Source organism: Streptomyces dryopteridis, from assembly GCF_049606955.1.
GTDB lineage: Bacteria > Actinomycetota > Actinomycetes > Streptomycetales > Streptomycetaceae > Streptomyces.
In genome coordinates this window covers 4921263-4945918 of sequence record NZ_CP187113.1, presented here as the reverse complement: position 1 = coordinate 4945918, position 24656 = coordinate 4921263, and the positions used below count along the sequence as shown (strand labels likewise).

Below are 24656 nucleotides of genomic sequence, written 5' to 3'. Positions count from 1 at the left end.
CTCGGGGTCGGGTGTTCAGTGGCGGGTGCTCAGTGTCGGGGGGAGCGCACGGGGGCCGGGGCCGGCCAGGCGAGGACGGGGCCGGCCTGGCGCGGGACCCGGGCGGGCCGTTCCCCGTCGAGCCCGCCGTGCACCCGTCGGGCGTTTCCCGCGCACAGGGCGGCGGCGGTGCGGTCGGCCTCGGCCCGCGACCACAGGCCCTCGGCGACCCAGGAGCCCAGCACCCGGGCGAGGGCGTCGCGGAAGCCGTGCGCGGCGACCAGCCGTCCCTCGGGGAGCCGGCCCCCGTCCCCGGCCCACAGCAACTTGCCGAAGGGGGCCCGGTCGAGCATCTCGGCGAGGACCTCGGCGGCCCCGGACCCGCTGCGGGCCGCGCACGCGCCCACGTCGGCGTGGACCTTCGGGAAACGGGCGGCGAGATCGGCGGTCTGCCGGTGGTGCGGGTGCCCCCCGATCAGCACCACGGGCGCGCCGTACCCGGCCGCCTCCCGCAGGAAGGGCACGATCCCGGCCGGTTCGCGCCCGGCCGGCACCGGCAGGTGCAGCGGCAGGCCGGTCTCGGCGGCGAGGCGGACGGCGTGCCGTAGCACGACGGCGTCCGCTCCGGCGCCCCTCACCCGGGCCCGGGCCACGGCGGCCCGCACCTGCGCGCGGTCGGGCGGTTCGGGCACACGCGCGAGCAGGTCCCACAGCTCCAGCCGGGCCACGGGGTCGGCCCCGCCGTCGAGTCGGGCCGCGATCCGGAAGGCGAGGGCGCCGCGTCGGGCGGCCCGCACGGCGGTCTCCAGCCGGCGCAGGAACTCGTCCACCTCCGCCGCGTCCCCGGCCACCCGCTGGACCAGGCCGGTCAACGACACCACGCGGTGCACGGGGGCGTCGGCGGCGCGGGCGAACTCGTCGAGGTCGGTGAGGTCCCCTGCGGCGGCCCGCGGGTCCTCGACGGCGAGGTGGACCCCGATCCCGCAGGCCCGCAACAGGCGCCGGTTGACCTCGACGGGACCCAGTTCCCGACGGCGCGCGAGGTAGCGGGCGGGCGGGCAGTGCGGCTCCAGGCCGAGCACCGGCGGACACCAGCGCAGGACGGCGCGGCCGAGCCGGGAGTCGAAGTGGGTGACCCCGGAACCGGCCGGCGCGGCGGCGGATCCGCGCGCCAGCTCGGTCTCGAAGGTGCCCAGGCCCAGTTCGACGCGGAGCACCCCGCTGCCGTGCGCGTCCACCAGGGGCGGGGTTTCGATCATCCGTTCATCCCGTTGCGGACGTGAGCCGGTGGGTTTCCACCCCTCCCAACGGGTGATGCGACCCCGGGGTGTTGCTCGCGCAGATGCGCGGGCCGTCCCCCGAACGGGAGGGTGAGCGCGCCTCAGACGCCCTTGCCGTCCGCGCCCTTCGACGCGTCCTTACCGACCGACTCGGCCTCGTCGGCGGACTCGGGCACGGCCGGCTTCACGGCCGCGCCTTCGGCGACCGGCTCGGCCGGCTCGGCCTCGGGCTTCACCGCCGCCTTGGCCGGCTCGGCGGGCTCGGCGACCGGTTCACCCTCGGACGCCGGCTCCGCCTTCACGACCGGCTCGACCTCGGGTGCCGGCTCGGCGGCCTTGACGGGCTCGGACTTCGCCGGCTCGGCGGCCTTGACGGGCTCGGGCTTCGCGGCCGGTTCCGGCTTCGCGCGCTCGGGCTTCGGGGCGGGGGCCGGCTTCGCCGGTTGCGGCTTCGGTTCGGGTTCGGCCGCCGCGACGGGCGCCGGCTCCGGCTCGGGTTCCGGCTCGGGACGCGGCGGGGGCGGGTTGGCCGGGCCGCCGACCTGGATGCCGGCCATCCGCGTCCACTCGTAGGGGCCGGTGCGCACGCGCGCCGCCAGCTCCCCGTCGAACTGTTCGTGCAGGGTCAGGCCGGCCTTCTCGGCCGCCGCCGCCGCGATCTCCCAGCTCGGCGCGACCAGGTCGCCCCAGCCCCCGTCGGCGCCCACGAGGACGATCCGGGTGCCGGCCTGGCCGATGTGCGCGAGCTGCCCCTCGGCGCCGCCGTGCTCCGACGCGAACGCGCCGATCCGCTTGGCCAGCTTCGCCGAGGTCCGCTCCAGCTTCGTGTCTCCCATGAGCCAGATGCTACCGGTGGGTAATCAGCGGAGGAAGGGATCCACGGCGACCGCGAGGAAGACCACGGAGACGTACATGATCGACCAGTGGAACAGCCGCATCTCCTTGAGCTTCGCGCCCGTGATGCCGGCCTTGGCGCGGGCCTGGAGGGCGTGCGCCTCCCACAGCCAGTAGCCGCCCGCCAGCAGCGCGACCGTCGTGTAGAACCAGCCCGTGTACCCCAGCGGGGTCAGCAGCAGCGAGACCGCCACCATCACCCAGCTGTAGATCACGATCTGGCGGGCGACGACCACGGGGCCCTTGAGCACCGGCAGCATCGGCACGCCGACCCGCGCGTAGTCCTCCTTCACCTTCATGGACAGCGGCCAGTAGTGCGGCGGCGTCCAGAAGAAGATGACGAGGAAGAGGATGACGGCGGCCCAGGAGACCTCGTCGGTCACGGCGGACCAGCCGATGAGCACCGGCAGGCAGCCGGCGATGCCGCCCCAGACGATGTTCTGCGCGGTGCGCCGCTTCAGGATCATCGTGTAGACCACGACGTAGAAGAGGAGCGCGCCGAGCGAGAGCGCCGCCGACAGCCAGTTCACCAACAGGCCGAACCACAGCGTCGAGACCACCCCGAGGGTGATGCCGAACACCAGCGCCTCGCGGGGACTGACCATGCCGGTCACCAGCGGCCGCTGCGACGTCCGGTCCATCAACGCGTCGATGTCGCGGTCGATGTACATGTTCAGCGCGTTGGCGCCGCCCGCCGACAGGTATCCGCCGAGGCAGGTGGCCAGGACCAGCCACAGGTCGGGCACACCCTGTTCCGCGAGGAACATGACCGGTACGGTCGTGATGAGCAGCAGCTCGATGATCCGCGGCTTCGTCAGCGCCACGAAAGCCATGACCCGGGCCCTGAACGGTCGGTTGACGGGGCTCGTCCCGAGCACCCCCGCCGGACGGGATTCGACGGCCGTCACGCACACCCCTGACAGAGACTCCCAGCAGATCTCTCGACACCCGGACATGAAGAGCGGGTAAGGACCTGCGCGTACCACGCCACTGTAGACGTTGCCCGTGGCTCGCCCCGCGCGGGGGTGCCCCCGTGTTGGCCCGACCGTCCGAGCGCGTCCCGCCGGCCCGCGCGCCCCGCCCGCGCCCCCGTCCTCGGCCCCCGTCACCCCCTCTCCCCCGCGCATGTGAGCACCCCCCGCGGGCATCCGAGCCGTGGACGGACGCGCAGGTCCGGCGCGCCCGTGAGCCCGCGCGGCACTCGAATAGCCGCACCCCTTGACGGGGGTAGGCTCGGAACCGCGCCGGTGCCCCTTGTCACCGGGCCCGATGGACATGGAGAGGAGCCCTGACCCACGGTGAGCACCAAGCCGACGACCACCGAGCTGGACTGGACCGAACTGGACCAGCGCGCGGTCGACACCGCGCGCGTTCTGGCCGCTGACGCGGTCCAGAAGGTCGGAAACGGACACCCCGGCACCGCGATGAGCCTGGCCCCGGCCGCGTACACCCTCTTCCAGAAGGTGATGCGGCACGACCCGTCCGACCCGAACTGGGTCGGCCGCGACCGATTCGTGCTCTCCGCCGGGCACTCCTCCCTCACCCTCTACACCCAGCTGTACCTGGCCGGGTTCGGGCTGGAACTTGACGATCTGAAGGCGTTCCGCACCTGGGGTTCCAAGACCCCCGGCCACCCGGAGTACGGCCACACGGCCGGCGTCGAGACCACCACCGGCCCGCTCGGCCAGGGCGTGGCCAACGCGGTCGGCATGGCGATGGCGGCCCGTTACGAGCGCGGCCTGTTCGACCCGGAGGCGGCCCCCGGCACCTCCCCGTTCGACCACGTGATCTACGCGATCGCGGGCGACGGCTGCCTCCAGGAGGGCATCTCCGCCGAGGCGTCCTCGCTGGCGGGCCACCAGAAGCTCGGCAACCTGGTGCTGCTGTGGGACGACAACCACATCTCCATCGAGGGCGACACCGAGACCGCCGTGTCCGAGGACACCCTGGCGCGCTACGAGGCATACGGCTGGCACGTGCAGCGCGTGGCCCAGCAGGCCAACGGCGACCTCGACCCCAAGGGCCTGTACGAGGCGCTCCTCGCCGCCAAGGCCGAGACCGAGCGCCCCTCCTTCATCGCGGCCCGCTCGATCATCGCCTGGCCCGCCCCGCACGCGCAGAACACCGAGGCCGCGCACGGCTCGGCGCTCGGCGCGGACGAGGTCGCCGCGACCAAGCGCGTCCTGGGCTTCGACCCGGAGAAGTCCTTCGAGGTGGCCGACGAGGTCATCGCGCACACCCGCGGCGCCGTGGACCGCGGCCGCGAGGCCCGTGCCGCGTGGGAGAAGGAGTTCTCCGCCTGGCGCACCGCCAACCCGGAGCGCGCCGAGTCCTTCGACCGCATCCAGTCGGGCGAGCTCCCGGCCGGTTGGGAGGACGTGCTCCCCACCTTCGAGACCGGCTCCTCGGTCGCCACCCGCGCCGCCTCCGGCAAGGTGCTCGCCGCCGTCGGCGCCGTCGTGCCCGAGCTGTGGGGCGGCTCCGCCGACCTCGCCGGCTCCAACAACACCACCATCGACAAGAACTCCTCGTTCCTGCCGGTGGGCAACCCGCTGCCGGAGGCCGACCCGTACGGCCGCACCGTGCACTTCGGGATCCGCGAGCACGCCATGGCCGCCGCCATGAACGGCATCACCCTGCACGGCCACACCCGCGTGTACGGCGGCACCTTCCTGGTGTTCTCCGACTACATGCGCAACGCGGTGCGCCTGTCGGCCCTGATGCACCTGCCGGTGACCTACGTCTGGACCCACGACTCCATCGGTCTGGGCGAGGACGGCCCGACCCACCAGCCGGTCGAGCACCTGGCCTCGCTGCGCGCCATCCCCGGCCTGACCCTGGTCCGTCCGGCCGACGCCAACGAGACCGTGCTGGCCTGGCGCGAGGTCCTGCGCCGGCACACCAAGGAGTACGGCAAGGGCGCCCCGGTCGGCCTCGCGCTGACCCGTCAGGGCGTGCCCACGTACCCGGCGAACGAGGACACCGCCAAGGGCGGCTACGTCCTCTTCGACGCCACCGACGCCTCCGGCGCGACCGTCGAACCTCAGGCCGTGCTGATCGGCACCGGCTCCGAGGTGCAGCTCGCCGTCGCCGCCCGCGAGGCCCTGCAGGCCGAGGGCGTGCCCACCCGCGTGGTGTCCATGCCGTCCGTGGAGTGGTTCGAGGAGCAGGAGCAGTCCTACAAGGACTCCGTGCTGCCCCCCGCCGTGCGCGCCCGCGTCGCCGTCGAGGCCGGCATCGGCCTCACCTGGCACCGCTACGTCGGCGACGCCGGCCGCATCGTCTCGCTGGAGCACTTCGGTGCCTCGGCCGACGGCGCCGTGCTGTACCGCGAGTTCGGTCTGACCGCCGAGGCCGTCACCGCCGCCGCCCGGGAATCCCTGGCCGCCGCCGAGCGCTGACGCCCCTACGACACCGCAAGGAGATGCACATCCCATGACAGACGCACTCAAGCGCCTCTCCGACGAGGGCGTGGCGATCTGGCTGGACGACCTGTCGCGCAAGCGCATCACGTCCGGCAACCTGGCCGAGCTCATCGACCAGTCGCACGTGGTCGGGGTCACCACCAACCCGGCCATCTTCCAGAAGGCGATCAGCCAGGGTGACGGCTACGAGGGTCAGCTGACCGACCTCGCGGCCCGCAAGGTCACCGTGGAGGAGGCCCTGCGGATGATCACCACGGCCGACGTCCGCGACGCCGCCGACATCCTGCGCCCGGTCCACGACCGCAGCCAGGGCCAGGACGGCCGGGTCTCCATCGAGGTCGACCCGCGCCTGGCGCACGAGACCGCCGCGACCATCGCCGAGGCCAAGCAGCTGGCCTGGCTGGTGGACCGCCCCAACACCCTGATCAAGATCCCGGCCACCAAGGCGGGCCTGCCGGCCATCACCGAGGTCATCGGCAAGGGCATCAGCGTCAACGTCACGCTGATCTTCTCGCTGGAGCGCTACCGCGAGGTGATGGACGCCTACCTCGCCGGTCTGGAGAAGGCCAAGGCCGCCGGCCTGGACCTGTCCGAGATCCACTCCGTCGCCTCCTTCTTCGTGTCCCGCGTGGACACCGAGATCGACAAGCGGCTGGAGGCCGTCGGCACCGACGAGGCCCTCGCCCTCAAGAGCAAGGCCGCCCTCGCCAACGCCCGTCTGGCCTACCAGGCGTACGAGGAGGTGTTCTCCGGCGAGCGCTGGGCCGCCCTCGACAAGGCGCAGGCCAACAAGCAGCGTCCGCTGTGGGCCTCCACCGGCGTCAAGGACCCCAAGCTGCCCGACACCCTGTACGTGACCGAACTGGTCGCCCCCGGCACCGTCAACACGATGCCCGAGGCCACCCTGGAGGCCACCGCCGACCACGGCGAGATCACCGGCGACACGATCCGCGCGCACTACGCGCAGGCCCGTGCGGACCTCGACGCGGTCGCGGCCCTGGGCATCTCGTACGACGATGTGGTGCAGGTGCTGGAGGACGAGGGCGTCGAGAAGTTCGAGGCGTCCTGGAACGACCTGCTGAAGTCGACCGAGGCGGAGCTCAAGCGCCTCGCCCCCGCGGAGGACTGAGAAACGTGTCGGTGAACGGAGCGAACAACCCGCTTCGTGACGCTCAGGACCGACGGCTCCCGCGCATCGCGGGGCCGTCGGGCCTGGTCATCTTCGGTGTCACGGGTGACCTGTCGCGCAAGAAGCTCATGCCCGCGGTCTACGACCTCGCCAACCGCGGCCTGCTGCCCCCGGGCTTCTCGCTGATCGGCTTCGCCCGCCGCGAGTGGCAGGACGAGGACTTCGCGCAGGAGGTCCACGACGCGGTCAAGCAGCACTCCCGGACCCCGTTCCGGGAGGAGGTCTGGCAGCAGCTCGTGCAGGGCTGCCGGTTCGTGCAGGGCGACTTCGACGACGACGCGGCCTTCGAGACCCTCAAGGCCACCATCGAGGAGCTGGACAAGGCGCAGGGCACGGGCGGCAACTTCGCCTTCTACCTGTCCGTCCCGCCGAAGTTCTTCCCCAAGGTGGTCCAGCAGCTCAAGGACCACGGCCTGGCGGAGAAGGAGGGCTCCTGGCGGCGCGCCGTCATCGAGAAGCCCTTCGGTCACGACCTGACCAGCGCCCAGGAGCTGAACCAGATCGTCCACGAGGTCTTTCCTCGGGACGAGGTCTTCCGGATCGACCACTACCTCGGCAAGGAGACCGTCCAGAACATCCTGGCGCTCCGCTTCGCGAACACCATGTTCGAGCCGATCTGGAACCGGTCGTACGTGGACCACGTGCAGATCACCATGGCCGAGGACATCGGCATCGGGGGCCGCGCCGGCTACTACGACGGCATCGGCGCCGCCCGCGACGTGATCCAGAACCACCTGCTCCAGCTGCTCGCGCTGACCGCGATGGAGGAGCCCGGCTCCTTCCACCCCAAGGCGCTCGTGGCCGAGAAGCTGAAGGTGCTCACCGCCGTGGAGCTCCCCGAGGACCTGGGCAAGCACACCGTGCGCGGCCAGTACTCGGCGGCCTGGCAGGGCGGCGAGAAGGTCCCGGGGTACCTGGAGGAGGACGGGATCGACCCGAACTCCAAGACGGACACCTACGCGGCCATCCGCCTGGAGATCAACAACCGCCGCTGGGCGGGCGTCCCCTTCTACCTGCGCACCGGCAAGCGGCTGGGGCGTCGGGTGACGGAGATCGCGGTGGTCTTCAAGCGGGCCCCCTATCTGCCGTTCGAATCGGGTGCCACCGAGGAGCTGGGGCAGAACGCCCTGGTCATCCGGGTGCAGCCGGACGAGGGCGTCACCGTGCGCTTCGGCTCCAAGGTGCCCGGCACCTCCATGGAGGTCCGCGACGTGACGATGGACTTCGCGTACGGCGAGTCCTTCACCGAGTCCAGCCCCGAGGCGTACGAGCGACTGATCCTCGACGTGCTCCTCGGTGACGCGAACCTCTTCCCGCGCCACCAGGAGGTGGAGCTGTCCTGGAACATCCTCGACCCGATCGAGGAGTACTGGGACACGCACGGCACCCCCGCGCAGTACCCGGCGGGCACCTGGGGACCGGTCGAGGCGGACGAGATGCTCGCACGAGACGGACGGAGCTGGCGCCGGCCATGAAGATCGACCTCACGGAGACCACCAGCAGCAAGATCAACAGCGCGCTCGTGCAGGCCCGCCGGGACATCGGTACCCCGGCGATCGGCATGGTGCTCACGCTGGTGATCGTCACCGACGAGGAGAACGCGTACGACGCGCTCAAGTCGGCGAACGACGCGGCCCACGAACACCCCTCGCGGATCGTCGTCGTCATCAAGCGGGTCAGCCGCTCGCCGCGTTCGCGCCGCGACGCCCGTCTCGACGCGGAGATCCGTGTCGGGGCGGACGCCGGCAGCGGCGAGACGGTCGTCCTGCGCCTGCACGGTGAGCTGGTCAACCACGCCCAGTCGGTGGTCCTCCCCCTCCTGCTGCCCGACGCCCCCGTGGTGGTCTGGTGGCCGGAGGACGCCCCCTCGGACCTGGCGGGCGACCCGCTGGGCGCGCTGGGGCAGCGCCGGATCACGGACACCTACGCGTACGAGGACCCGATCCCGGCCCTCGGCGACCGGGCCGCGGCCTACGCGCCCGGGGACACGGACCTGTCCTGGACCCGGATCACCCCGTGGCGCTCGATGCTTGCCGCCGCCCTGGACCAGCAGAGCTTCGCGGTGACCTCGGCCGTGGTCGAGGGCGAGGACGACAACCCGAGCTGCGAGCTGCTGGCCATGTGGCTGGCGGACCGGCTGCACGTGCCGGTGGTGCGGACCCTGTCCGCGGGGCCGGGGCTGACGGCCGTGCGCCTGAGCACCGAGCACGGCGAGATCGTCCTGGACCGGGCCGACGGCGCCCTGGCCACCCTGTGCATGCCCGGTCAGCCGGACCGCGCGGTGGCCCTCAAGCGCCGTGACCCGGCGGAGCTGCTCGCCGAGGAGCTGCGCCGGCTGGACCCGGACAACACCTACGAGGCGGCCCTGCGCTTCGGGGTCTCCCGCCTCCACGACTCGGTACCGGCCGGCACACAGGCGAAGCCGACCGTCACCGGGACCGCGGAGCCGGCCCCCGAGTCAGAGGCCGAGGCCGAGTCAGAGGCCGAGGACGCGGGCCCCGAGGCCGTCGCCGAGGTCGAGGGCGAGGTCGCGCACGACACGGCCGAGGCCAAGGCCGCGAGCACGGGCACCGCGAACGCCTCCCGCACCCGCAAGGGCGCCAAGCGCCGGACCACCGGCGCCTGACGGCGACGCGCGAGCACGGGGCGCCCCCGGACCGGACCGAACCGTCCGGTCCGGGGGCGCCCGGTTGTCCGGCCCCGCCACTCCCCCGTTGTTCTTTCCGTTCCGACACCGAAGGCGGCACCACCCATGGACATGTCGACTCCCCAGGTCGTCGTCCACCGCGACACCGACCTCATGGCCCAGGCCACGGCCGCGCGCCTGATCACCAAGATCGTGGACGCGCAGGCCGCGCGCGGCTCCGCGAGCGTCGTCCTCACCGGCGGCCGCAACGGCAACGCGCTGCTGAAGGCCCTGGGCACCGCCCCGGCCCGCGACGCCGTCGACTGGACCCGGCTGGACCTGTGGTGGGGCGACGAGCGCTTCGTGCCCGCCGCGGACCCCGAGCGCAACCACACCCAGGCCCGCGAGGCCCTGCTGGACGCCGTCCCGCTGGACCCGGCCCGGGTGCACGTGATGCCCGCCTCGGACGGCCCCCAGGGCGATGACGCGGACGCGGGCGCCGCCGCCTACGCGGCCGAACTGGCCCGCGCCGCCGCCCCCGAGGACCGGGGCGGGGTGCCCGCGTTCGACGTGCTGATGCTCGGCGTCGGCCCCGACACGCACGTGGCCTCGCTGTTCCCCGAGCACCCCGCGACCCGGGAGACCGAGCGCACGGTGGTGGGCGTGCACGGGGCCCCCAAGCCGCCGCCCACCCGGATCTCGCTCACCCTGCCCGCGATCAACTCCGCGCGCGAGGTGTGGCTGCTCGCGGCGGGCGAGGACAAGGCCGGCGCGGTCGCCCTGGCCCTCGGCGGGGGCGGCGGCACCCAGGTGCCGGCCGCCGCCGTGCGCGGCCGGGCCCGGACCCTGTGGCTGCTGGACCGGTCGGCCGCCGCGAAGCTGCCGCCGGCCCTGTACCCGCCGACCTTCGTCTGAGGGCCGGCGCCGCCTCGACGCGCCGGGGCCCCGGTCGCCCGCCCCTCGTGGGGTGCGGCGGCCGGGGCCCCGGTGCGTGGGCAGCGGGTCAGGAACGGCCGCGCAGCTCCCGGTAGGCCGCGACGAGGGCCTTGGTGGACGCGTCCAGGCCGGGCACGTCGGAGCCCTCGGTGAGGGCCGGCTCCACCTTCTTGGCGAGCACCTTGCCGAGTTCGACGCCCCACTGGTCGAAGGAGTCGATGTTCCACACCGCGCCCTGCACGAACACCTTGTGCTCGTAGAGGGCGATGAGCTGGCCGAGGACCGAGGGGGTCAGTTCGGTCGCCAGGATCGTGGTGGTGGGGTGGTTGCCGCGGAAGGTCTTGTGCGGGACCAGGTCGGCGGGCACACCCTCGGCGCGGACCTCGTCGGGGGTCTTGCCGAAGGCCAGGGCCTGGGTCTGGGCGAAGAAGTTGGCCATCAGCAGGTCGTGCTGGGCGGCGGTGGTCGGCGAGAGTTCGGCGACCGGGCGGGCGAAGCCGATGAAGTCGGCCGGGATCACCTTGGTGCCCTGGTGGATCAACTGGTAGTAGGCGTGCTGGCCGTTGGTGCCGGGCGTGCCCCAGACCACCGGTCCGGTCTGCCAGTCCACCGGCTCGCCCGCGCGGTCCACGGACTTGCCGTTGGACTCCATGTCGAGCTGCTGGAGGTAGGCGGTGAACCGGGACAGGTAGTGGCTGTAGGGCAGCACGGCGTGCGACTGGGCGTCGTGGAAGTTGCCGTACCAGATCCCCAACAGACCGAGCAGCAGCGGCACGTTGGACTCGGCGGGGGCGGTGCGGAAGTGCTCGTCGACGACGTGGAAGCCGGCGAGGAGCTCGCGGAAGCCGGCCGGGCCGATCGCGATCATCAGCGAGAGGCCGATGGCGGAGTCGAAGGAGTACCGGCCGCCGACCCAGTCCCAGAACTCGAACATGTTGTCCGGGTCGATGCCGAAGTCCACGACCTTCTCGGCGTTGGTGGACAGGGCCACGAAGTGCTTGGCCACGGCCGCCCGGTCGCCGCCGAGTCCGTCGAGGAGCCATTCGCGCGCGCTGGTGGCGTTGGTGATGGTCTCGATGGTGGTGAAGGTCTTGGAGGCGACGATGAAGAGGGTCTCGGCCGGGTCGAGGTCGCGGACCGCCTCGTGCAGGTCCGCGCCGTCCACGTTGGAGACGAAGCGGACGCCGATGTCGCGGGCGGTGAAGGCGCGCAGGGCGTCGTAGGCCATCGCCGGACCGAGGTCGGAACCGCCGATGCCGATGTTGACGACGGTGCGGATGCGGGCGCCGGTGTGCCCGGTCCAGGCGCCGGAGCGGACCTGGTCGGCGAAGGCCGACATCTTGTCGAGGACGGCGTGCACGCCGGGGACGACGTTCTCGCCGTCCACCTCGACCACGGCGTCGGCCGGGGCCCGCAGGGCGGTGTGCAGGACCGCCCGGTCCTCGGTGGTGTTGATGCGTTCGCCGCGGAACATGGCGTCGCGCAGCTCGGCGACGCCGGTCGCGTCGGCGAGTTCGCGGAGCAGTTCGAGGGTGCGTCCGGTGACGAGGTTCTTCGAGAGGTCGACGCGCAGATCGCCGACGGTGTGCGTGAGGGTCGCCACGCGCTCGGGGTCGGCCTCGAAGAGTTCCCGCAGGTGGGTGTCGCCGAACTCCTCGCGGTGTTTGCCGAGGGCCGCCCACTGGGGGGTGCGGTCGAGCCTGGTGCGCGCGCCTGCGTGCGTCCGGTCCATGGGTTCGCAGTCTCCTGTCCTGAGGTGAGCCCCGCCGTATCCCAACCTAAGGGATCGAAAACGGACCGGACGCCAGAAAAGGCCGAAAAAGGCCCGGTTGCCGGGACTCTGCGTCCTCGGTGACCGGGCCCTTGGGGGCTTTCGCTCAGATCTCGCCGCGAAGTTTGGCGAGTGCCTCCGCGAGGATGGCCTCGCCGTCGGCGTCGGTGCGGCGTTCGCGCACGTACGCCAGGTGCGTCTTGTACGGCTCGGTGCGCGGCGGGGCCGGGGGGTTGTCCCGGTCCTGGCCGGCGGGGAAGCCGCAGCGGGGGCAGTCCCAGGTGTCCGGGACCTGCGCGTCGCTGGCGAAACTGGGCTGGGTCTCGTGCCCGTTGGAGCACCAGAAGGAGATGCGCAGCCGGGGGGCGGACTCGCCGCGTTCGGCCTCGCCCATCGGCCCCGCCCCGACCCGACTGCCACGGATCGCGTTGCCACTGCCCACGGTCACAACTCCCTGCGTAGGTCACCCGCGACGCGGGCGCGGATGTCCGCCGAGGACGTCCCCGTCCGAGAACGGGGACGCCGGACCCACATGATAGGCCGCGGATCGCCGGGTGGTTCCCCTCCGTGCCGGACGGGTCGGGATCCGAGGGAGAAGTGGTTCAGCTCCCGTTCGACTTCATCAGCAGCCCGAGGGCCACGATGCAGGCGAACCACAGCAGGCCGACCACCACGGTGATGCGGTCCAGGTTGCGCTCGGCGACCGAGGAGCCGCCGACCGAGGACTGCATGCCGCCTCCGAACATGTCGGAGAGGCCGCCGCCCTTGCCCTTGTGCATGAGCACGAGGAGCATCATCAGTGCGCTGAAGACGAGCAGGGCGATCGAGAACCCCATGGTCATGGCTGATTCTCCTACTTTCGGTGTTCTGGACTACCCGTTTCCCGGACTGCCCGGTGTCCCGTGTGCGTGCCCCACGGGCTGCGGGGGCCGGGGGTGGGTGGTCACACCCGTCCCGGCCCCCGCAAGGTTACGACGAATCCGCGCTAGCGCATACTCACTGGTCGCGGAAGCGCACGATCTTGCTGAACTCCTCGGCGTCGAGCGCCGCGCCGCCGATGAGCGCGCCGTCCACGTCGGGCTGGGCCATGATCGCGGCGATGTTGCCGGACTTCACGGAGCCGCCGTACTGGATGCGGACCTTGTCGGCCAGCTCCTGGGAGTACAGCTCGGCCAGCCGGCCGCGGATCGCCCCGCAGACCTCCTGGGCGTCGTCCGGGGTGGCGACCTTGCCGGTGCCGATGGCCCAGACGGGCTCGTAGGCGATGACGATCGTCTCGGCCTGCTCGGCCGGGACGTCCTTCAGGCCGCCGTCGAGCTGCGCCAGGGTGTACGCGACCTGGTTGCCCGCCTCGCGGATGTCCAGGCCCTCGCCGACGCACAGGATCGGGGTGATCCCGTGGGCGAAGGCGGCCTTCACCTTGGCGTTGCAGAGCTCGTCGGACTCACCGTGGTACTCGCGGCGCTCGCTGTGGCCGACGGCCACGTAGGAGCAGCGGAGCTTGGCGAGCATGGAGCCGGAGATCTCGCCGGTGTAGGCACCGGACTCGTGGCGCGAGATGTCCTGCGCGCCGTACTTGATCTTCAGCTTGTCCGCGTCGACCAGGGTCTGGACGCCGCGCAGGTCGACGAAGGGCGGGAGCACCGCGACCTCGACGCCGTCGTAGTCCTTCTCCTCCAGGGAGAAGGCGATCTTCTGCACGTGGTTGATGGCCTCGAGGTGGTTGAGGTTCATCTTCCAGTTGCCCGCCATCAGCGGGATGCGCGCGGTCACGAGTGCTCAAACCTCCAGAGCGGCGATGCCGGGGAGCGTCTTGCCCTCGAGGTATTCGAGGCTGGCGCCGCCACCGGTCGAGATGTGGCCGAACTTCGTCTCGTCGAAGCCCAGGTTGCGGACGGCCGCGGCGGAGTCGCCGCCGCCGACCACGGTGAAGCCCTTGCCGTCGAGCAGGGCCTGCGCCACGGCGGCGGTGCCGCCGGCGTAGTCGGGGTGCTCCGCGACGCCGACCGGGCCGTTCCAGAACACGGTCTCGGCGTCGACGATCTTGGAGGCGAAGAGCTCGCGGGTCTTGGGACCGATGTCCAGACCCTCCTTGTCGGCGGGGATCTTGTCCGCGTCGACGGTCTCGAACTCGGCCGGGGCCTTGGTCTTGAGGTCCGGGAAGTCCGTGGAGACGAGGACGTCGACGGGGAGGACGAGCTCGACGCCGTTCTTCTCCGCGCGGGCCAGGTACTCCAGGACGGTCGGGATCTGGTCCTCCTGGAGGAGGGAGATGCCGACCTCGTGGCCCTGGGCCTTGAGGAAGGTGTAGGCCATGCCGCCGCCGATCAGCAGGCGGTCGGCCTTGCCGAGCAGCTCGTCGATGACGGCGAGCTTGTCGGAGACCTTGGCGCCGCCGAGGATGACGGTGTAGGGGCGCTTGACGTCCTCGGTGAGCTTCCTCAGGACGCCGATCTCGGTGGCGATGAGGTAGCCGGCCGCGTGGGGCAGGCGCGCCGGCAGGTCGAAGACCGAGGCGTGCTTGCGGTGCACGGCGCCGAAGCCGTCGCCCACGTACAGGTCGGCCAGGCCGGCGAGTTCGTCGGCGAAGGCGCCGCGCTCGGCGTCGTCCTTCGCGGTCTCGCCGGCGTTGAAGCGCAGGTTCTCGATGACGGCCACCTGGCCGTCGGCGAGGGCCCCGACGACGGCCTTGGCGGACTCGCCGACCGTGTCGGTCGCGAACGCCACGTCGGTGCCGAGGAGTTCACCGAGGCGCTTGGCGGCCGGGGCGAGGGAGAAGGCCGGGTCCGGGGCGCCCTTGGGGCGGCCGAGGTGCGAGGCGACGATCACGCGGGCGCCGGACTCGGCGAGCTTCGCGATGGTCGGCTGCACGGCGCGGATGCGACCGTCGTCGGTGATCTCCCCGTTGGCGAGGGGCACGTTGAGGTCCGCACGGACGAAGACCCGCTTGCCGGCGACGCCTTCGGCGATCAGTTCGTCGATCGTCTTCATGCTGTTTCTGACTCCTTGAAGCCGTGGTGAGCAGACAACAGGGCCCGAGGCGACGCTTCTTCGCGTCACCCGAGCCCTGTTGCCTCACATCCTGGTGCTGCCTGACTGCGAACAGCTCAGATCGAAAAGCTCAGATCAGAGCTGCGCGCCGACGAACGTGGTCAGGTCGACGAGGCGGTTGGAGTAGCCCCACTCGTTGTCGTACCAGCCGACGACCTTGACGCTCTTGCCCTGGACCATGGTCAGGGAGGCGTCGAAGGTGCAGGAGGCCGGCCAGTTCACGATGTCGGAGGAGACGATCGCGTCCTCGGTGTACTCCAGGACACCCTTCAGCTGACCCTCGGCGGCCTTCTGGAACGCGGCGTTGACCTCGTCCTTGGTCACCTCGCGCTCCAGCTCGATGACCAGGTCGGTGACGGAGCCGGTGGGGACCGGGACGCGCATGGCGATGCCGTCCAGCTTGCCCGCGAGCTCCGGGATCACCAGCGCGGTGGCCTTGGCGGCACCGGTGGTGGTCGGGATGATGTTGACGGCGGCGGCGCGGGCGCGGCGCAGGTCCGAGTGCGGGAAGTCCAGGATCCGCTGGTCGTTCGTGTACGCGTGGACCGTGGTCATCATGCCCTTGACGATGCCGAAGTTCTCCAGGAGAACCTTGGCCATCGGCGCCACGCAGTTGGTGGTGCAGGAGGCGTTCGAGATGACGTGGTGGTTGGCCGCGTCGTACTTGTCCTGGTTGACGCCCATCACGATCGTGATGTCCTCGTCCTTGGCCGGAGCCGAGATGAGGACCTTCTTCGCGCCGGCCGCGATGTGCTTGGCGGCGTCGGCCTTCTTGGTGAAGATGCCGGTCGACTCGATGACGATGTCGGCGCCCAGCTCGCCCCAGGGGAGGTTCGCGGGGTCGCGCTCGGCGAAGGTCTTGAAGGTGTTGCCGTTCACCGTGATGGTGTCGTCGGTGTGCGAGACCTCGGCCTTGAGGCGACCCAGCACGCTGTCGTACTTCAGCAGGTGCACCAGGGTGGCGTTGTCAGTCAGGTCGTTGACACCGACGATCTCGATGTCCGCTCCCTGCTCCAGGAGCGCCCGGAAGTAGTTGCGGCCAATTCGGCCAAAACCGTTGATGCCTACGCGGATCGTCACGAACCGATCTCCTCGTTGGTGCGCCGGCCTGTCCGCCGGCGAGCTGTATGGGATGTCCCCGACCGCTTACGACCCTACCTCTCCGTGAGCCTCCGGGTGACATCGAAGGACCCCGGACACCGGCCGGACGGGGTGGAAACCGCCCCGGTGGGCCGCTCCACAGGGTCGTGGGGCGGCCCGCCGGGGACCTTGGCCCCGGTCACACGGAGTGAGCCGGGGATCAGCGGTTCAGGGTTTTCAGCGCCTTACCGATCAGTAGGGCCCGGTCCTTCCGGGCGCCGAGCCGGTCTAGGCCGAAGCCGAGCAGCACGCTGTCACGCGCCGTGACGGCCCCGTGCGTACGGAAGAGCTCGCCCGACGGGGACCAGTCGCCCGGGATCTCGGGACTTCCGGCAGGTGCGCCCCGGGCGGCCCAGGTCCCCAGGCCGTTCTCGAAGCCCTCCACCGGGCCCGCGACACCGCCGATCGAGATCCGCGCCTGGTCGGCGAGGAGGCCGAAGCGGCCCGCGCCGCCGTCGGTGACGTAGGACAGGGCCAGCTCGACCGTCCGGCCGGCGTACGCGCTCAGGTCGAAGGAGACCTCGCGCCAGCCGTCGGAGGAGCCGTTGAAGCGGTTCCAGGTGCCCGTGGAGCCGCGCGGGACGCAGGCCCCGTCGGCCTCGCCGAGGTAGTGGCGCAGGAACGGGTGGGTGTCGAGGAAGCCGCCCTCGACGCAGTCGGCGGGCAGTCCGGCCGTGGTGCCGCCGCCGGCCTCGGGCAGGGTGGTCCAGTCCTCGGCGCCGACCGTGTGGGCCTCCAGCAGCCCGAAGTCGTAGTCGGGCTCCACGTCCCAGCTCAGGGCCATCTTGAGCGTGGGTTTGTCGGCGGCGGTGACCCCGGTGAGGTCCACGGTGCGGGTCAGCCGCTTCCACTCGTCGTCGGCGTGCGAGGCGAAGGCCATCTTCGTGCCCGCGTAGGGGCCGAAGGGGTTGACCGCGCCCGCGTAGCCGCCGGCGGCCGCCGAGGCGAAGTCCGGGAAGGTCTTCGGCGGCAGGGTGTCGGAGGTGACGGTGAAGACCCCGGAGCCGGCCGAGGGGGTGAGGGGGCCGCCGGCCTTGGCGAGCCGGCCCGCGCCGGTGAACCCGTCGGCCCCGGCGACCGTGGTGCGGCTGTACGCGCCGAGCCAGTACTGGGCGAAGTCGTCGCTGTCGTTGCCCCCGCCGAGGTCCACCGGGGCGCCCGCGCGGTCACCGGCCTCGATCAGCCGGCCGCCCTCGTTGAGCCGGTCGCGCAGGGCGAGCTGGGTGGGCGCGGCGGCCCCGCCGGGCCCGCTGTGGTGGACGATCACGGGGAAGTGGGCGAGCACCCCGAGCGGGTGCGGCACGCCTTGGCGGGCCACGTCCCAGACGGCGACGGAACGGCCGTTGTCGCGCAGGGCCTCGGTGTACGCGCGGGTCGCGGCGGGGGCGCCGGGTCCGGCGTCCTCGATCACCACGAGGGTCTCGGCGCGGGGCCGGGCGGCGACGGTGTAGGTGAACGCGGCGCCGCTGACGAGCTTGCCGGCCCGGTCGCGGCCCACGGCCCGGACCTCGACGCGGTCCCCGGGGCGGGCGCCGGTGACGGCCGCCCGGTACTGCTCGAAACGCAGGTTGTCCCCGCCGCCGTAGCGTTCGCCGCCGCGCCAGGGCCGCAGGTCGGCGCTCTTCTCCCGGCCCCCGTTGATCCGCCAGCGCAGTTCCTTGTCGCGCAGGGCCTTGCGGGCGGTGACGGCGATCGGCTGGTCCTGGCCGGCCGCCGCGTAGGAGGTGGTGAAGGGGTCGGCGGTGAGGTCGGGGGCGGTCAGTCCGGTGACGGAGACGGGCCGGTCGGGGTGGGCCGCGGTCTCGGCGACGGCGAGCGCGAAGGGCACGTTCTTGGCGAACTCGGCCGCGATGAGCTTCTCGTCGTCGGGGAAGGTGAACACGGAGGCGCAGTCCTCGGGGCGCCAGGCGTCGTTCGGGTCGCTCGCGGAGGCGGTGCCGCAGGTGCTCATCTCGGGGGTGAACATCATCATCCCGTTGACGTTCGCGGCGTGTCCGTCGGCCTCGCCGTTGGTGGCGTAGAGCTCGGAGGAGAGCTGGGGCCGGTAGCCGGGGATCGCGGAGTTCTCGGGGGTGCCGGCCAGCGCCCGGTAGAGCACGTCGTCGGGGCTGGGGGTGGCCACCTGCCAGCCGACCCCGTACAGCAGGAGTTGGGCGGCGGAGTGGTAGTTGATCCCGTACTCGAAGCCGATCCGGCGCTCGAAGCGGTCGAGGGCGAGGGTCTCGGGCTCGGAGCCGGCCTTCGGTCCGCGGTAGGTCTCGTCGGTGGGGTCGGGGGAGGAACCCTCGTTGTCGTAGCCCCACTTGTAGGGGAAGTTGCGGTTGAGGTCCACGCCGTCGGCGGCGGTCACGCGGCCGTCGCCGTCGTTGTCGCGCAGGTTCTTGCGCCACTGGCGGTTCGCGGGGTCGGCGTGGGTGAAGTCGTAGCCGTCGGGGTTGGCGGAGAGCACGAACCACAGGTCGGTGCCGTTCACGAGGTCGGTGATCCGGCGGTCCTTGCCGTACCCGTCGAGGTAGGTGTGCATCAGCCGGCGGGTCATCTCCGGGGTGATCCACTCGCGGGCGTGCTGGTTGGAGACGTACAGCACGGAGGGGCGGGCGCCGTCGGTGGTGCGGCGGGCGTCCTTGCCGACCTTGAGGGCGAGGATGTCCTGGCCCTTGACGGTCTTCCCGATCGAGACGGCCTTGGCCAGGTCCGGGTGGGCGGCGGCGGTGGCGAGGACCTCCTCCTTGAGGCCGCCCTTGCCGGCGTAGGGCCGGAAGACCCCGTCGCCGGCGGCCTTGGCGCGGGCGGCGGCCCCGGCGGGCGGGGTCCGTTCGACGAGCTTGACGCCCTTCGCGGAGAGCTCGCGGGCCTGGGCGGTGCTCAGGTGCAGCTCGATCCGGGCGGGGGCGTCGCCCCGGGGGCGTTCGGTGAGTTCGTGGGCGTCGGTCCCGGCGGCCAGGACCTCGGGTATCCGGTCGGCGGTGACCTCGGCCGTCCAGACCCGGATGGCGTCCTCGGCGATCGGGGCGGCCCCGGGGGCCGGGGCGGGCGGCCCGGGCGTGGCGAGGGCCGTCGGAGCGGCGGTGGCGGTGGAGATGAGCAAGGTGCCGGCGGCGAGGATGGTTCTCGCGCGGTGCCTCATGGGCCCCCCTGGGCGTCGTCTGCCACGAAAGCGGTCGGACGCCAGGCTGGTGATACTGCGTGTACCTGTCAATGGGGCCTCGTCGGCCGGCCCCGCTCGGACGGACACGCGCCGCCGGCCCGCCGCTCCCCCGGTGGGGGCGGGACGGGCCGGCGTACGGCGGGCGGGGCGGGCTCAGCCCGCGGCCAGCTCCTCGCTGAGGTTGGACTCGGTGCCGGGCAGGCCGAGGTCCTGGGCCCGCTTGTCGGCCATGGCCAGCAGGCGTCGGATCCGACCGGCGACGGCGTCCTTGGTCAGCGGCGGGTCGGCGAGGGCGCCGAGCTCCTCCAGCGACGCCTGCTTGTGCTCCATGCGCAGTCGACCGGCGGCGGCGAGGTGCTCGGGCACCTCCTCGCCGAGGATCTCCAGCGCCCGCTGCACCCGGGCCCCGGCGGCCACGGCGGCCCGGGCCGACCGGCGCAGGTTGGCGTCGTCGAAGTTCGCGAGCCGGTTGGCGGTGGCGCGGACCTCGCGCCGCATCCGGCGCTCCTCCCAGGCCAGCACCGAGTCGTGGGCGCCGAGCCGGGTGAGCAGGGCGCCGATCGCGTCCCCGTCGCGGACCACGACCCGGTCCACGCCGCGCACCTCGCGGGCCTTGGCCGCGATGGACAGCCGGCGGGCCGCGCCGACCAGGGCCAGGGCGGCCTCGGGCCCGGGACACGTGACCTCCAGGGAGGAGGAACGGCCGGGTTCGGTCAGCGAGCCGTGGGCGAGGAAGGCCCCGCGCCAGGCCGCCTCGGCGTCGCAGGTGGCCCCGGAGACCACCTGGGGCGGGAGGCCCCGGATGGGCCGGCCGCGGCCGTCCACGAGTCCGGTCTGACGGGCGAGCTGGTCACCGCCGGCGACCACGCGCACCACGTACCGGCTGCCGCGCCGCAGCCCGCCGGGGGCCATCACGACGAGGTCCGAGGCGTGCCCGAAGATCTCCAGGATGTCCTTGCGCAGACGGCGGGCCGCGACGCCGGTGTCGAGTTCCGCCTCGATCACGATCCGGCCGCTGACCAGGTGGAGCCCGCCCGCGAACCGAAGGATCGCCGAGACCTCCGCCTTCCGGCAGCAGGTCCGGGTGACGGGAAGCCGGGAGATCTCATCCTTCACCGCTGGCGTCATCGCCATGGGCCGATCCTTCCATGCATCCGGAAAATACGGTCGTACGCGGCGGCCAGCAGCTCCCGGTCGTGCGTGGGAGCGCCGTCCGGAGCGGCGACCGGCGCCAGCTCGACCGCGGCACCGAACCGTTTTGCGGCGTCGGCCAGGGACTCGCGGTCGGGCACGGCGGCCTGATCGGCCAGCACCACGTCCAACGCGAGTTTAGGGGCGTGTCGGGCCAAAACCTCCAAATGACGCTGCGGAGAGAAGCCGTCGGTTTCACCTCGTTGTGGTGCGAGGTTCAACGAGAGCACCCGACGGGCCTTGGTCTCGACCAGCGCGGTGAGCAGTTCGGGCACCAGCAGGTGCGGGATCACCGAGGAGAACCAGGAGCCCGGTCCGAGCACCACCCAGTCCGCGTCGAGGACGGCCTCGACCGCCTCGGGCACGGCCGGCGGGTCGTGCGGCACGAGGTGCACGGACTGCACCTCGCCGGGGGTCAGGGCCACCGTGGCCTGCCCCGCGACCAGGTCCACGTCCGTCGGCCGGGCCGGGTCGTGGCCCTTGATCCATGCCTGGAGCTCCAGCGGCACGGCGGACATGGGCAGCACCCGGCCCTGGGCGCCGAGCAGCCGGCCGACCAGGTCCAGGGCCTGCACGTGGTCGCCGAGCTGCTCCCACAGGGCCACGATCAGCAGGTTGCCGACGGCGTGCTCGTGCAGGTCGCCGGCGGACTGGAAGCGGTGCTGGATGACCCGGGCCCAGGTCTGGCCCCAGTCGTCGTCCCCGCACAGGGCGGCCAGCGCCTTGCGCAGGTCGCCGGGGGGCAGCACGCCGAGCTCGTCGCGCAGCCGGCCGCTGGACCCGCCGTCGTCGGCGACGGTGACCACGGCGGTCAGGTCGCCGGTGATCCGGCGCAGCGCGGCCAGGGAGGAGGACAGCCCGCGTCCCCCGCCCAGGGCCACGACCTTGGGCGCCGCGCCTTTGCGGCGGCCCGGGCGGCCGGTCGCCTGGGCCCGACCCGAGGTCAGTAGGCGCAGGCGGCTCGGCCGCGGCGTGCGTCCGGTCACTCGCGCCCCATGTCCCGGTGGACGACGACGGTCTCCACACCCTCGGAGGCGAGTCGGGCGGCGAGCTTCTCGGACATGGCCACGGAACGGTGCTTGCCGCCGGTGCAGCCGACCGCGATGGTCACGTACCGCTTGCCCTCGCGCCGGTAGCCGGTGGCGATGAGCTGGAGCAGCTCGGAGTAGCGGTCCAGGAACTCCTTGGCCCCGGGCTGGTTGAAGACGTAGCCGGAGACCTCCTCGTTGAGGCCGGTGAAGGGCCGCAGCTCGGGGACCCAGTGCGGGTTGGGGATGAACCGGCAGTCGACCACGAGGTCGGCGTCGACGGGCAGCCCGTACTTGTAGCCGAAGGACATGACGGTGGCCCGCAGCTCGGGCTCCTCGTCCCCGGCGAACCGGGCGTCCATCTTGGCGCGCAGTTCGTGCACGTTGAGGCTGGAGGTGTCGATGACCAGGTCGGCGTCCCCGCGCAGTTCGCGCAGCAGGTCGCGTTCGGCGGCGATGCCGTCCACGATCCGGCCGTCGCCCTGGAGCGGGTGCGGGCGGCGGACCGACTCGAAGCGTCGGACCAGGGCCTCGTCGGAGGACTCCAGGAAGACGGTGCGGCGGGTCACCCCGCGCGAGTCGAGGTCGGCGAGCGCCTCGCGGAGCGCGTCGAAGAACTGCCGGCCGCGCACGTCGACGACGACGGCGATCCGGGCCACGTTGCCCTGGGACCGGGCGCCCAGCTCCACCATGGTGGAGATCAGCGCGGGCGGCAGGTTGTCGACGACGAACCAGCCGAGGTCCTCCAGGCACTTGGCCGCGGTGCTGCGGCCGGCCCCGGACATGCCGGAGATGATCACCAGCTCGGGGATGACCGCCTCGGCGGCCTCTCCGGGCTCCACTGTCGTGCCCGTACTCACCTGTTCTCCTCGGTTGTGCTCGGTCATGCTGTCGCGGTCCCCCGTTCGGACCCCGGCCCCGTGTCGGCGGTGTCGGCGGGGTCCTCGTCCTCGATGATCTCCCCGGTCGCGGTGTTCACGGCGGGGCCGGCCGGTACGGCGCCGGCGAGGGCGGCGGCGACCGTCTCGGCCGTCTTTCGCCCTATTCCGGGCACCTCCCGGATCTGGTCGATTGTCGCCTGTCGCAGCCGCTTCACCGAACCGAAGTGCTTGATCAGCGCCTGCTTGCGGGCCTCTCCCAGGCCCGGCACGGCGTCCAACGGCCCGGCGACTAGGCGCTTGGCGCGCTTCGCGCGCTGGTAGGTGATCGCGAAGCGGTGGGCTTCGTCACGCACCCGCTGGAGCAGGTACAGGGCCTCGCCGGCGCGGGGCAGCACCACGGGGTCCTCCTCGTCGGGCAGCCACACCTCCTCCAGCCGCTTGGCCAGGCCGCACACGGCCACGTCGTCGATGCCGAGCTCGGTCAGGGCCCGGCGGGCGGCGGCCACCTGCGGCTTGCCGCCGTCCACGACCACGAGCTGCGGGGGGTAGGCGAAGCGGCGCGGGCGGCCGTCCTCGGTGCGCGTCGGATCGGCGTCGGCCTCGGGGCCCGTGTCCGTCACGTCGCCGCCCGCCCACTCCCCCGTGCGCTCGCTCTCGCGCAGGTAGCGGCGGAAGCGGCGGGAGACCACCTCGTGCATGGCGCGCACGTCGTCCTGGCCGGCGAAGGACTTGATCTCGAAGCGCCGGTATTCGGCCTTGCGGGCCAGCCCGTCCTCGAAGACCACCATGGAGGCCACCACGTCGTCGCCCTGGAGGTGGGAGATGTCGAAGCACTCGATGCGCAGCGGGGCGCTGTCCAGGTCGAGGGCCTCGGCGATCTCCTCCAGGGCGCGGGAGCGGGTGGTGAGGTCGGCGGCGCGTTTGGTCTTGTGCAGGGCGAGGGACTGCTGGGCGTTGCGGTGGACCGTCTCCATGAGGTCCTTCTTGTCGCCCCGGCGGGGGATCCGCAGGGAGACCTGCGAGCCCCGGCGTTCGCCGAGCCAGGCGGCCACCGCGTCGGCGTCCTCGGGCAGGGCCGGCACGAGGACCTCCTTGGGCACGGCCTCGCCGCTCTCCTCGCCGTACAGCTGCTGGAGGGCGTGTTCGACGAGGCCGGCGGTGTCGACGGCCTCGACGCGGTCGGTGACCCAGCCGCGTTGGCCGCGGACCCGGCCGCCGCGCACGTGGAAGATCTGGACCGCGGCCTCCAGTTCGTCCTCGGCCACGGCGATCAGGTCGGCGTCGGTGGCGTCGGCGAGGACGACGGCGTTCTTCTCCATGGCGCGGCGCAGGGCGCCGATGTCGTCGCGGAGTCGGGCGGCCTTCTCGTACTCCATGTCCTCGGCTGCCTCGCCCATGGCCCGTTCCAGGCGGGAGAGGTGGGAGCCGGTCCGGCCGGCCATGAACTCGCAGAAGTCCTCGGCGAGTCGCCGGTGGTCCTCGGCGCTGATCCGCTCCACGCAGGGCGCGGCGCACTTGCCGATGTAGCCGAGCAGACAGGGTCGGCCGATCTGCGCCGAGCGCTTGAACACCCCGGTGGAGCAGGTGCGGACGGGGAAGACCCGCAGCATCAGGTCGACGGTCTCGCGGATGGCCCAGGCGTGGGCGTAGGGGCCGAAGTAGCGCACCCCCTTGCGCTTGGGGCCGCGCATGACCTGGACCCGGGGGTACTCCTCGTTCAGGGTGACGGCGAGCGAGGGGTAGCTCTTGTCGTCCCGGTACTTGACGTTGAACCGGGGGTCGAACTCCTTGATCCAGGAGTACTCCAGCTGGAGGGCCTCGACCTCGGTGGAGACGACGGTCCACTCCACGGAGGCCGCGGTGGTGACCATCGTCGCGGTGCGCGGGTGCAGGCCGGCGACGTCCTGGAAGTAGTTGGCCAGCCGCTGGCGCAGGCTCTTGGCCTTCCCGACGTAGATCACGCGGCGGTGCTCGTCGCGGAACTTGTAGACCCCCGGGGAGTCGGGGATCTGGCCCGGGCTGGGTCGGTAGGAGGAAGGGTCGGCCATGACTCCACCCTACTGGCGACGACCGACAACCGGCCCGACTCTCCCCCGGTTCGGCGGGCGTGCGCGGGG

Annotated in this window: 18 protein-coding genes and 1 pseudogene; 5 read left to right on the top strand and 14 right to left on the bottom strand. The window is 72.3% G+C overall.

The genetic code is table 11. The features are described 5' to 3' along the window. Nucleotides 1–29: 29 nt before the first annotated feature. The 3 genes and pseudogenes from ACN20G_RS21125 to ACN20G_RS21115 all read right to left on the bottom strand — a co-directional run bounded on the left by ACN20G_RS21125 (nt 30) and on the right by ACN20G_RS21115 (nt 3067). Nucleotides 30–1238 (bottom strand): amidohydrolase, encoded by a 1209-nt coding sequence (locus ACN20G_RS21125; protein WP_424214366.1) that lies wholly within the window; start codon nt 1236–1238, stop codon nt 30–32. A gap of 545 nt (nt 1239–1783) precedes the next feature. Continuing rightward, nucleotides 1784–2095 (bottom strand): annotated as a pseudogene (locus tag ACN20G_RS21120) (hypothetical protein); the annotation flags it as partial. A gap of 24 nt (nt 2096–2119) precedes the next feature. After that, nucleotides 2120–3067: a heme o synthase gene (locus ACN20G_RS21115; protein ID WP_424215618.1), complete on the bottom strand. Its 948-nt coding sequence runs from the start codon at nt 3065–3067 to the stop codon at nt 2120–2122. A gap of 384 nt (nt 3068–3451) precedes the next feature. Between ACN20G_RS21115 and tkt the strand changes: the two genes are divergently transcribed. The 5 genes from tkt to pgl all read left to right on the top strand — a co-directional run bounded on the left by tkt (nt 3452) and on the right by pgl (nt 10308). Beyond that, nucleotides 3452–5554 carry a transketolase gene (gene tkt / locus ACN20G_RS21110; RefSeq protein WP_424214365.1) on the top strand — a complete coding sequence of 701 codons (2103 nt, stop codon included), beginning with the start codon at nt 3452–3454 and terminating at the stop codon, nt 5552–5554. 34 nt (nt 5555–5588) lie between these two features. Further along, nucleotides 5589–6707 carry a transaldolase gene (tal, locus tag ACN20G_RS21105; RefSeq protein WP_424214364.1) on the top strand — a complete coding sequence of 373 codons (1119 nt, stop codon included), beginning with the start codon at nt 5589–5591 and terminating at the stop codon, nt 6705–6707. Beyond that, nucleotides 6704–8242 carry a glucose-6-phosphate dehydrogenase gene (gene zwf, locus ACN20G_RS21100; protein WP_424215617.1) on the top strand — a complete coding sequence of 513 codons (1539 nt, stop codon included), beginning with the start codon at nt 6704–6706 and terminating at the stop codon, nt 8240–8242. Before tal ends, zwf begins: the two co-directional genes overlap by 4 nt. Then, complete coding sequence (gene opcA, locus ACN20G_RS21095) at nt 8239–9393, top strand: glucose-6-phosphate dehydrogenase assembly protein OpcA (RefSeq protein WP_424214363.1); 1155 nt, start codon at nt 8239–8241, stop codon at nt 9391–9393. Before zwf ends, opcA begins: the two co-directional genes overlap by 4 nt. Nucleotides 9394–9525: 132 nt before the next feature. Then, the gene (gene pgl / locus ACN20G_RS21090) at nt 9526–10308 is read left to right on the top strand and encodes a 6-phosphogluconolactonase (protein WP_424214362.1); all 783 of its coding nucleotides are present in this window, start codon (nt 9526–9528) and stop codon (nt 10306–10308) included. Nucleotides 10309–10396: 88 nt separating this feature from the next. Here pgl and pgi read toward each other — a convergent pair whose 3' ends face one another. The 11 genes from pgi to uvrC all read right to left on the bottom strand — a co-directional run bounded on the left by pgi (nt 10397) and on the right by uvrC (nt 24587). Further along, a complete protein-coding gene (pgi, locus tag ACN20G_RS21085) occupies nt 10397–12061 on the bottom strand; it encodes a glucose-6-phosphate isomerase (RefSeq protein WP_424214361.1) in 1665 nt (554 codons plus the stop codon). A 145-nt stretch (nt 12062–12206) separates the two neighbouring features. Then, a complete protein-coding gene (locus tag ACN20G_RS21080; RefSeq protein ID WP_424214360.1) occupies nt 12207–12542 on the bottom strand; it encodes an RNA polymerase-binding protein RbpA in 336 nt (111 codons plus the stop codon). Nucleotides 12543–12702: 160 nt separating this feature from the next. Further along, nucleotides 12703–12936 (bottom strand): preprotein translocase subunit SecG, encoded by a 234-nt coding sequence (gene secG / locus ACN20G_RS21075; protein WP_424215616.1) that lies wholly within the window; start codon nt 12934–12936, stop codon nt 12703–12705. A 160-nt stretch (nt 12937–13096) separates the two neighbouring features. Further along, on the bottom strand, nt 13097–13873 hold the full coding sequence (tpiA, locus tag ACN20G_RS21070) for a triose-phosphate isomerase (RefSeq protein ID WP_424214359.1): 777 nt from the start codon (nt 13871–13873) through the stop codon (nt 13097–13099). A 6-nt stretch (nt 13874–13879) separates the two neighbouring features. Beyond that, complete coding sequence (locus tag ACN20G_RS21065; protein WP_424214358.1) at nt 13880–15091, bottom strand: phosphoglycerate kinase; 1212 nt, start codon at nt 15089–15091, stop codon at nt 13880–13882. Between the two features lie 135 nt (nt 15092–15226). After that, the gene (gene gap, locus ACN20G_RS21060) at nt 15227–16231 is read right to left on the bottom strand and encodes a type I glyceraldehyde-3-phosphate dehydrogenase (protein WP_424214357.1); all 1005 of its coding nucleotides are present in this window, start codon (nt 16229–16231) and stop codon (nt 15227–15229) included. Nucleotides 16232–16451: 220 nt separating this feature from the next. Beyond that, entirely contained in the window at nt 16452–19418 is a 2967-nt protein-coding gene (locus ACN20G_RS21055; protein WP_424214356.1) for a M14 family zinc carboxypeptidase, read from the bottom strand. Nucleotides 19419–19592: 174 nt separating this feature from the next. Beyond that, nucleotides 19593–20573, bottom strand: coding sequence for a DNA-binding protein WhiA (whiA, locus tag ACN20G_RS21050; protein ID WP_424214355.1), 981 nt, complete (start codon nt 20571–20573; stop codon nt 19593–19595). Then, complete coding sequence (locus ACN20G_RS21045; RefSeq protein ID WP_424214354.1) at nt 20564–21616, bottom strand: gluconeogenesis factor YvcK family protein; 1053 nt, start codon at nt 21614–21616, stop codon at nt 20564–20566. Before ACN20G_RS21045 ends, whiA begins: the two co-directional genes overlap by 10 nt. Then, the gene (gene rapZ / locus ACN20G_RS21040; RefSeq protein WP_424214353.1) at nt 21613–22545 is read right to left on the bottom strand and encodes an RNase adapter RapZ; all 933 of its coding nucleotides are present in this window, start codon (nt 22543–22545) and stop codon (nt 21613–21615) included. Before rapZ ends, ACN20G_RS21045 begins: the two co-directional genes overlap by 4 nt. Next, entirely contained in the window at nt 22542–24587 is a 2046-nt protein-coding gene (gene uvrC, locus ACN20G_RS21035) for an excinuclease ABC subunit UvrC (protein ID WP_424214352.1), read from the bottom strand. Before uvrC ends, rapZ begins: the two co-directional genes overlap by 4 nt. Nucleotides 24588–24656 lie beyond the last annotated feature (69 nt).

Excerpts from the sequence above, each read along its gene's own strand:
- tal (WP_424214364.1), top strand. The coding sequence starts at position 5,589 with ATGACAGACGCACTCAAGCGCCTCTCCGACGAGGGCGTGGCGATCTGG.
- whiA (WP_424214355.1), bottom strand. The coding sequence starts at position 20,573 with ATGGCGATGACGCCAGCGGTGAAGGATGAGATCTCCCGGCTTCCCGTC.
- uvrC (WP_424214352.1), bottom strand. The coding sequence starts at position 24,587 with ATGGCCGACCCTTCCTCCTACCGACCCAGCCCGGGCCAGATCCCCGAC.
- opcA (WP_424214363.1), top strand. The coding sequence starts at position 8,239 with ATGAAGATCGACCTCACGGAGACCACCAGCAGCAAGATCAACAGCGCG.
- ACN20G_RS21055 (WP_424214356.1), bottom strand. The coding sequence starts at position 19,418 with ATGAGGCACCGCGCGAGAACCATCCTCGCCGCCGGCACCTTGCTCATC.
- pgl (WP_424214362.1), top strand. The coding sequence starts at position 9,526 with ATGTCGACTCCCCAGGTCGTCGTCCACCGCGACACCGACCTCATGGCC.
- ACN20G_RS21065 (WP_424214358.1), bottom strand. The coding sequence starts at position 15,091 with ATGAAGACGATCGACGAACTGATCGCCGAAGGCGTCGCCGGCAAGCGG.
- secG (WP_424215616.1), bottom strand. The coding sequence starts at position 12,936 with ATGGGGTTCTCGATCGCCCTGCTCGTCTTCAGCGCACTGATGATGCTC.
- rapZ (WP_424214353.1), bottom strand. The coding sequence starts at position 22,545 with ATGACCGAGCACAACCGAGGAGAACAGGTGAGTACGGGCACGACAGTG.
- ACN20G_RS21125 (WP_424214366.1), bottom strand. The coding sequence starts at position 1,238 with ATGATCGAAACCCCGCCCCTGGTGGACGCGCACGGCAGCGGGGTGCTC.
- pgi (WP_424214361.1), bottom strand. The coding sequence starts at position 12,061 with ATGGACCGGACGCACGCAGGCGCGCGCACCAGGCTCGACCGCACCCCC.